10 protein-coding genes are annotated in these 7294 nt (G+C 63.7%); 4 read left to right on the forward strand and 6 right to left on the reverse strand.

What is annotated here, in order from left to right:
• Positions 1–441: 441 nt before the first annotated feature.
• Positions 442–1407: a DUF6456 domain-containing protein gene (locus ACXJKO_RS28195; RefSeq protein ID WP_457094351.1), complete on the forward strand. Its 966-nt coding sequence runs from the start codon at positions 442–444 to the stop codon at positions 1405–1407.
• Between the two features lie 113 nt (positions 1408–1520).
• Here the strand turns inward: ACXJKO_RS28195 and ACXJKO_RS28200 are convergent, their stop codons facing one another.
• Both ACXJKO_RS28200 and ACXJKO_RS28205 read right to left on the reverse strand, forming a co-directional pair.
• Entirely contained in the window at positions 1521–1979 is a 459-nt protein-coding gene (locus tag ACXJKO_RS28200) for a SufE family protein (RefSeq protein WP_457094352.1), read from the reverse strand.
• A gap of 51 nt (positions 1980–2030) precedes the next feature.
• The gene (locus tag ACXJKO_RS28205) at positions 2031–2351 is read right to left on the reverse strand and encodes a hypothetical protein (RefSeq protein WP_457094353.1); all 321 of its coding nucleotides are present in this window, start codon (positions 2349–2351) and stop codon (positions 2031–2033) included.
• Between the two features lie 367 nt (positions 2352–2718).
• On the opposite strand from ACXJKO_RS28205, the gene ACXJKO_RS28210 reads away from it, so the two are divergent.
• Positions 2719–3555: a peptidoglycan-binding domain-containing protein gene (locus ACXJKO_RS28210; RefSeq protein WP_457094354.1), complete on the forward strand. Its 837-nt coding sequence runs from the start codon at positions 2719–2721 to the stop codon at positions 3553–3555.
• Complete coding sequence (locus tag ACXJKO_RS28215) at positions 3555–3896, forward strand: DUF1491 family protein (protein ID WP_457094355.1); 342 nt, start codon at positions 3555–3557, stop codon at positions 3894–3896. The genes ACXJKO_RS28210 and ACXJKO_RS28215 overlap by 1 nt, the downstream gene beginning before the upstream one ends.
• A 4-nt stretch (positions 3897–3900) precedes the next feature.
• On the opposite strand, the gene ACXJKO_RS28220 is transcribed toward ACXJKO_RS28215, so the two are convergent.
• Positions 3901–4920 (reverse strand): DUF2336 domain-containing protein, encoded by a 1020-nt coding sequence (locus tag ACXJKO_RS28220; RefSeq protein WP_457094356.1) that lies wholly within the window; start codon positions 4918–4920, stop codon positions 3901–3903.
• A gap of 235 nt (positions 4921–5155) precedes the next feature.
• On the opposite strand from ACXJKO_RS28220, the gene ACXJKO_RS28225 reads away from it, so the two are divergent.
• Positions 5156–5359 carry a hypothetical protein gene (locus ACXJKO_RS28225; RefSeq protein ID WP_457094357.1) on the forward strand — a complete coding sequence of 68 codons (204 nt, stop codon included), beginning with the start codon at positions 5156–5158 and terminating at the stop codon, positions 5357–5359.
• A gap of 41 nt (positions 5360–5400) precedes the next feature.
• On the opposite strand, the gene ACXJKO_RS28230 is transcribed toward ACXJKO_RS28225, so the two are convergent.
• The 3 genes from ACXJKO_RS28230 to ACXJKO_RS28240 are packed head-to-tail and all read right to left on the reverse strand — an operon-like array spanning position 5401 to position 7135.
• Positions 5401–5904, reverse strand: coding sequence for a GNAT family N-acetyltransferase (locus ACXJKO_RS28230; protein WP_457094358.1), 504 nt, complete (start codon positions 5902–5904; stop codon positions 5401–5403).
• Positions 5905–5912: 8 nt separating this feature from the next.
• A complete protein-coding gene (locus tag ACXJKO_RS28235; RefSeq protein WP_457094359.1) occupies positions 5913–6476 on the reverse strand; it encodes a DUF1254 domain-containing protein in 564 nt (187 codons plus the stop codon).
• A complete protein-coding gene (locus tag ACXJKO_RS28240; RefSeq protein ID WP_457094360.1) occupies positions 6473–7135 on the reverse strand; it encodes a DUF1214 domain-containing protein in 663 nt (220 codons plus the stop codon). Before ACXJKO_RS28240 ends, ACXJKO_RS28235 begins: the two co-directional genes overlap by 4 nt.
• Positions 7136–7294: the final 159 nt, after the last annotated feature.

The following is a 7294-nucleotide window of genomic DNA, read 5'->3' on the forward strand; positions in this document are numbered from 1 at the left end:
GGAATCCCCTGTCCGGACAGGGCATTCCCTCACCCGTCGCGCTGGGAATGCCCTGTCCGGACAGGGCATTCCCTCACCCGTCGCGCTGACGCGCGCCGACCTCTCCCATCCGGGAGAGGTTAGACCTGTGTCTTATTGTGAAAGCTCTCATCCGGTCACATCACCTAGTCATCCCCTTGCGGGAATGGACGCATGCGCCGTACCCCTTTTCCAGCCAGCCTCACAGGCTAAAATCTCCAGAGAATCCGAGCCGAAACCAGCCTCCTCAGGCACCCCAAAACCGGCCTCGCCATCATGGCGTTTGTGAGCCCGGTGCCTCGTGAAACCGACTTATCCTCACTCTTATCAACAGTTTTTAATCTCATTGACAGCTAGGAATAAGCGCCCACTATCGAGGGTAGAGGGGCAAGTCCTTTCTTTAATTATTTCCAGGAACAAAACATGAACAAAAATGAGAACGAGCAAGCCTACCGAAAGGCTGCCACGGTAAGGCCTTCGGTTACGGGCGATGCCAAATCCACTCGCCGGAAACGGTCAGYGCGCGGGCATATTGCGAGCCCCGCGGGATACCTGATTTCCGACTCGCTGAGCGGCGAGGCGAGGCGACTGCTGGGCATTCTGGCTCAATCCGAGGCTCGCGTGCTCATCGACCCGACGGATGAAGGCAGCGTCATTGTCCACAGGAAGCGCGCAGGGATCTCGGTCGGAGCGGGTCGCTTTGCCCGTCCGGTCGCCGAAGCGCTGATCGGGCAGGATCTGGCTGTCTGGCGCAAGGAAGCAGGACGGGCCGTGTTGAGTTTGAGCGCGACAGGCCAATCCCACCTGCGCCGCACCGGCTCGGCCGATGCGGAGACGGCTTTTTTCCACCAGCATCGTGAGGTTACGAGCGCCACGATCCAAACCGATATGGGAACAAAACGAGTACGAATAGACGCCGACGAGAGCCCGCTCGATTGGCTGCGCCGCCGGAAGGATCGCAACGGCGAGCCGATGATCGACGAGGCCGCCTACCAGGCCGGGGAGAGGTTGCGGACGGACATCATGCTGGCTGGCCTGCTGCCGGGTGTGACGGCGCGCTGGGACGCCATGCCCACGAGCGGCGGTCCTTCATCGCCCTCCGATGCCACGGACCGCATGGTCGCCGCGCGCCAGCGCATCCGGCATGCCTTCGATGCGGTGGGGTCCGATTTCGCCGACCTGCTCATGGATCTCTGCGGCTTCCTGAAAGGCTTGGAACTGATCGAGCGGGAACGGCAATGGCCGCAACGCTCGGCCAAGATCGTGGTGTGCCTCGCCCTGGCCCGCCTTGCGGAGCATTACGGCATCGAGGCCGCCGCCAGCGGGCCAGCGGCGTCGCGGGGCATCAGGATGTGGCGGGCGGTGGTGATCGAGGGCGGGCGCACTTAAGGCGAGCGCAAAGTCAGAGCGGCATGCCTGCTTCAGTGAACAGGGCCGGTATTGCAGTTGGCCCTCTCCCGTGTGGGAGAGGGTCCTAGCGCCTCACTTGATGAATTCGTCTCTTAAGAAACCGCCGCAGCCACCTGTGCGTCGCGGCGGATGCGCTCGACCATGGAGCGCACGCCATTGGAGCGCTGGGGCGTCAGGTGTTCCGACAGGCCGAGTTCTTTGAATAGGCCGAGGGCGTCGGTGGCGACGGCCTCGGATGGGGTCTTGCCGTTGTAGAGGGAGATCAGCAGCGCCACGAGGCCACGCACGATATGGGCGTCGCTGTCGCCGCGAAGATGCAGCACGGTCTTGCCCCCGGCGGAATCGTCGAGGCGGGTTTCCAGCCAGACCTGGCTGGCGCAGCCCTGCACCTTGTTGATATCGTTATGCGCCTCGCCGGGCAGGGGCTCCATGAGCCGCCCGAGCTCGATCACATAGCGGTAGCGCTCCTCCCAGTCGTCGAGAAGCTCGAAATTGGAAACGATCTCGTCAATGGCCGGCAGCATGGCAATCCCAATATGTCTGCCGGTCATATAGGGATTGTCGCGGCATTTGGCGACGGGGACAGGAAATCAACTCTTCGATCAACTTCTGGGCTTGTGCGCGCCCGTCTGCCGGTCTTCCGGCTGAAGAGTGTCGGTGGCCTTCGACGAGGCGGGCGTGAGGCCCGAGGTGGTGAGGATCTTCTCGACAACGGCCTGCTTGGCTGTGTCCGGTAGAACCTGCCACATGGTCTCCAGATGACCGGATGCTCCTTCCTTCGCGGGCGCGGCAGGAGCGGCCTGCTCGGCTGCCTTCGGGGCGAAGAACGCCTGGAGTGGATCGGGGCCTGCGTCCTTCTGCCGGACCGGCGAGTAATAGAAAATCACGCCGACAATGAGGATGAAACGGAGAATCGAGAACATAGGGCAAGGGCCTGAAAATGGTCGAAAGGTGATCCATCATAACGTCCCGATGGGGCGGCGCGTAGGCAAGCCGCGAGGAACCTCAAAATACGATGAATCAAGCGTTAAGGGCCTGCGCAAATTCCGCCCGGCTGTTAAGATCCTTGAATTGCCAAGCAAAATGATCACCGGCCGTTCAGATGTGCGGCTTATTCTGGACGCGGATGTGGGGATTTCTGGCCTAGCCGCTTTCGCTAGGAGGCTGCGTGTTAAGGGTTCGCTTAAGGGGGCTCTGCCAGGATTTTGAGAACAACGGAGGCTTCAGGGGTTGCCGCGCAGCGAGCGCGCCCAATCATGAAGCTGTTTCTGTGATGACGGGATGATGCTGGTGCGTGACGCTTTTGCTGCCGAGCCTGACGACGATTTCGATCTGCCCTCCGTCGTGCGGCGGAAGGCGCCGCCACGGCCGCAGAAGCGTGTAGCCCGCCAGCCGAAGAAGGTGGGCGTGGCGGAGCGCATGATCGGCCAGGCGCTCGGCAATCCCGGCAAGATGCTGGCGGCCCTGTTCCTGACCGGATGCTCCGGCGCCATCGCCTGGAACGCCCTCGTCCTGCAAAGCGTGCGCCACCCCGCGCCGCTGTTCAATCATGCCGATCCGGCTGTCGCCGCTGCTGCTCCTGCGCCCTCCGAAATGCTGCCGCCGGCACGGCCCGGCGTGGAGACTGTCGATGCCCAGGCCATAGCGGCCCATGAGCCGGTGCCTCAGGCCGCACCGCTCGCCGAGGCTGCACCCGCTCCTGCGGTTTCCGCGCCACGTCCGCCGGCGCGCTCTGCCATGACCGACCTGATCCGCAATGGCGGCGTGCCGCCCGCCGCCGCGCCGCAGCCTGTCGCGCGCGTGCAGCAGAATGCGGCTGTCGCTGCTCCCGCCCCAGCGCGGGCTTCGACGCTGCGCGATCCGATTGCGGCGATGATCCGTCTCGGCGGGCCTGTGCCGACGCCGCCCGCCAATGTGGGGCGGCAGGATGCGGGCGATATCATCCTATCCGGCCAGCGCGCGCTTGCGCGTCTCGGCTACAGCGTGAAGGTCGACGGCATGATGGGCCCGGGAACGCGTCAGGCCATCGAGCGCTTCGAGCAGGATCGCCGCCTGCCGGTCACGGGCGAATTCAGCGGGCGCACGATGCGCGAGCTTTCCTCGCTGTCCGGAATCGCGGTTCAATAGTGTCGCGGCTTCGCTCCGATTTCTGGGTCTCTGCTTATTTGCGCCGCTGCGGCGTGGAAGGCATCGAGGCGGCTTTGCGCAAGCGCGGATCCGCGGAGGCCGGTTCGATCTTCGTGAAGGTCGATCGACTCGATGGCACGGCGAGTCTTTACGGCCCCGCGCCGCAATCCTTCGTCGAAGACAGAACTGAGCGTCTCTTCGCGCCGATCCTGCAGGACGTGATGCCTCTCGACGTGGAGGAGCGCATGACGAAGGAACTGCGCTTCGATTCCGATCTCTGGCTCGTTGAGATCGATGATCGCCAAGGGCGCCACTTCCTCGATCTCGCGCCCGGCGCGTGATCTATTAGAGCGGGCTTTCTTCCGACAGAGCCCGCACGCCGAGGATCGCTTCAACCAATGCGAGTGCGACAGGGCCCGGCACGTCGCGCATTTCGCGCACGAGGGCGCGGATCGCGGACAAGGGATAGGAGAGGGCCGGATGCAGCGTGAGGCAGATGGCGGTCGCTTCCCTCTCAGGAACATCGAGGGCTTTGAGCGCGAGCGCAAGCAGCCGATGCCGTCCGAGCTTCAGAACGCGCCATTGCGTTGGGGCCGAAAAACCGAACGAGGATGTGAGCAGCGCCTCGACCCGCGCGACATCGCCGTGCCGGCTGGCGTCAACCAGTGCATCCACATCATGGCGTGTCGTCGCGAATGTGATAATTGCCTTCTTGCGGGTGAGTGCATCCGTGATGCGCTGCCGGATGAGTGCGCGGCGAGTCTCGCTCGCCGTCAGATAAAGCTGCGCCTCCTGCGCGAGAGATAGATCTTCGCGGGCAAGCAGGATCTCGGCGAGCGATGCACGATCGACGGCGCGTGAGACGAGAGAGGCGAAACCGGGTGCAGCCGGAGTGAAGGCGGGATTGGCCGCCAGCGCATCCTCGCTCGCAGCTTCGCGCAGGGCAAGAATCCGCTCGGCGATAGCGGTGTCGATATCGGGCCGCAGGGCGAGCTGCAATCGTCCGCCCGCACTGGCGAGAAGCCTTGCATCCACTGTGTCGAGCACACCCGGAGCAGGGTGCTGCATCACCGCGCGGATATCGGCGGAGATGCGTGTCAGGTAATCGCGAACCGATTGCGGTGTGTCCTCGCAATTCCTGAGAATCCGCGCGATGTCGAGAAGGGTTGCGTGGTCCGCCTTGGGCAGAAAGCCGAGTGCAAGCGCCTCGAATGTTTCGATGCTGTCGCGATCCCGTGCGGGCGCTGCGACGAACATTTCCGCGTTCAACTTCAGGAGCGCGGCGCAGGCGTCGGCGCCGTCAAGATCCGAACGTCCGAGGTCGGACAAATCGGACCACAGATCCGGGTTTGCAGAGGATACCATACTCAACTCTTTCCATCGCAGCCCCGCACTACCTTAGGATTGGTGTGTTAGCGCACGTTTAACGCACACCTCACGGCGGGAAGGGGGAACAGAAGCGCGGCCGTGGATGTTGTTTTCATGTCAGGCAGGCCGTTTTTCTTGAGAGCCGAAGCCGCCGGAAACGGTCTGTTAACCATAAATCCTTTTGTGTGATCGAGTTACTGGGGAACGAAGTGGCGCTTTAGAGGAGGATCTCATGCAGGACGTGTGGACCAGATCACCGGGCGTGGTGATCGCTTTTCCCGACGTCTCGGAGCGGCCGCAGCGCCAGCAGCCGGGCACGGGAGAGCCGCGGGGTGAGATTCTTCTGTTCACGGGCGTACGCTACGAGCGACCCGCTCCCAATCCCGGCCCTTCGCGTCCCTTCGCGACCAACCGCCCCGGTCGTCGCCGCTCCTGATTGCTCGATCTTTATCGTCGATGTGAACGCGCTTATTCGCGTCACTTCTCGCCTTGTGCCAAATCCCGCACCATCAAGACCGCATCCGGCCCATAGCTCAGGAGCTTCGACTTCAGACCGGGAATGACGGCCACGCGAAACCCAAGTCTCTCCCAGAAGGGTTGCGAGCCGTTCACCGCAACCAGTGACAGATTGGGAAAGCCGCCCCGTGCGGCATGATCGACAAGCCATTCTCCGATCCGCACCGCATGGCCCCTGCCGCGCGCTTCCGGCAGCAGTGCCACATCGTGCACGTAATAGGTCGTGGCATCCGACGGCACTTGTTTCAGATGTGAGTTCAGGGACGGTGGCTCGCCGTAGCGCCAGGGATGCGTCAGCGTATAACCGATGAGACGCCCATCGACTTCCAGCACGGCGCAGCCCTGCGGATACAGCCGTAAGCGTTCCGAGAAGACATGCGGTTCTTCAGGATGCTCGACATGGATCGTGTCAGCCAGAACCTGCACTTGGGCGAGATCCCCGCTCGTCATGGGACGCCAGGACATGAAGAGTCTTACCCGTCCTGCTCGGTGACGCAGGAGACGGCTTTCGCCGCATCTTCCGCCTGCTGGCGCTGGCTGGCGCTTGGAGCCGTCACGCGAACGATCACGAAGCCCTGCTGCTCGGGAGCGACGATACGCACATCGCGCGAAGGATCGTTCTCGTCTTCCGCCGCGCGGGCTTCGTCGAGTTGGCGAGCGGTCATCGCGACGATCTCGAGTTCGTCGCGCACGGCGGCGCGGTCGGTGACCGCGAAGAACACGCCGCCGGATTCCTTATGGAACGAGAAGGAGAGAAGGTTCGCGCCGGTCCTGCTCGTCACCCGCATGGGACCGTTGCGCAGGTCGAACGCGCAGGCGGCCACCGCAACGGCGGGATCGGGGAGGGGAACCCAAGTGTTATCGCCGCCCGGCGCGCTGATGATCTGCGCCTTGTCGGCGGTGAGCGTCGGCTGAATTCTTGCGAAAGCGTCCTGATCCGCGAGATAGGGGCTCGCGAGAATGGCTGCAATGTGAACGCCTGCCGCCAGCACGAGGCCGGCAAGAGTCGCGATGAGAAGGCGGCTGAGATTTGTCATGACCCGCATCCCACGCGCTGAATGGTCGGGAACTCGGCTTCTTCGTGGCTTCCGACGGCGCCTTGCGGATCATAGAGGCGCAGCACGATGCTGAAGGATCCGGCGGCAGGAAGCTGGAGCCAGTTGCCGTCCTGCAGTTCGCGCGAGAGCGCGATGGTGAACTCATCCTGCCCATCGCGGATGATCTCCGCCGAGGTGAAACCGCGGCGCCCGAGTGCGGTCACCGGCAGGCGGCCGTCCTGATCGTAGAGTGTCAGGGTCCAGAGGCGCGCGCCGGGGATGACGGTGCCGACGCGATAGGTGCAGGCGGAATCGAGTTTGCGGCCTTCGCTGTCCGTCGTCGCCGTAAACCCGAGGCCTTCGCCGGTAGCCAGAGGCACCTCGCCGCGTCGGGCCAGGATGGCGCGCATATACGGGTCGGCGTCCGGCGAGCCCATGGTCGGCCACGCCTTCCAGGGACCGAGGCGGATGCTGCCGAAGGGCGGATCGTTGTTGAGCGCCCAATAGGCCGAGCCAAGCCCGAGCCCCAGCGCGAGCAGGAGCGAGTAGACGACGAGGAGGGCTGTGGGAATTCTGGCGGTCACGGGCTTAAACGCAGTCGAAGGGGCGCACATGGAAGCGGCCTCGGAGGCATTCGTCAATATGGCTTCGGTGCTCATCCCTATGGCATTGCAACTTTGCGGGGACGGTCCGGGGCCGACGCATCGACCGATCCGGTCGTRCCGGGCGATGTCGTCACTCTCGAAGCCGAGAGCGGACGCTCCGCTGCCTGGAAGAGGGAGCCGATATTGCCGAGGACCTCAGAGGACTTGCGGGAG

This window comes from Microvirga sp. P5_D2, from assembly GCF_054049475.1.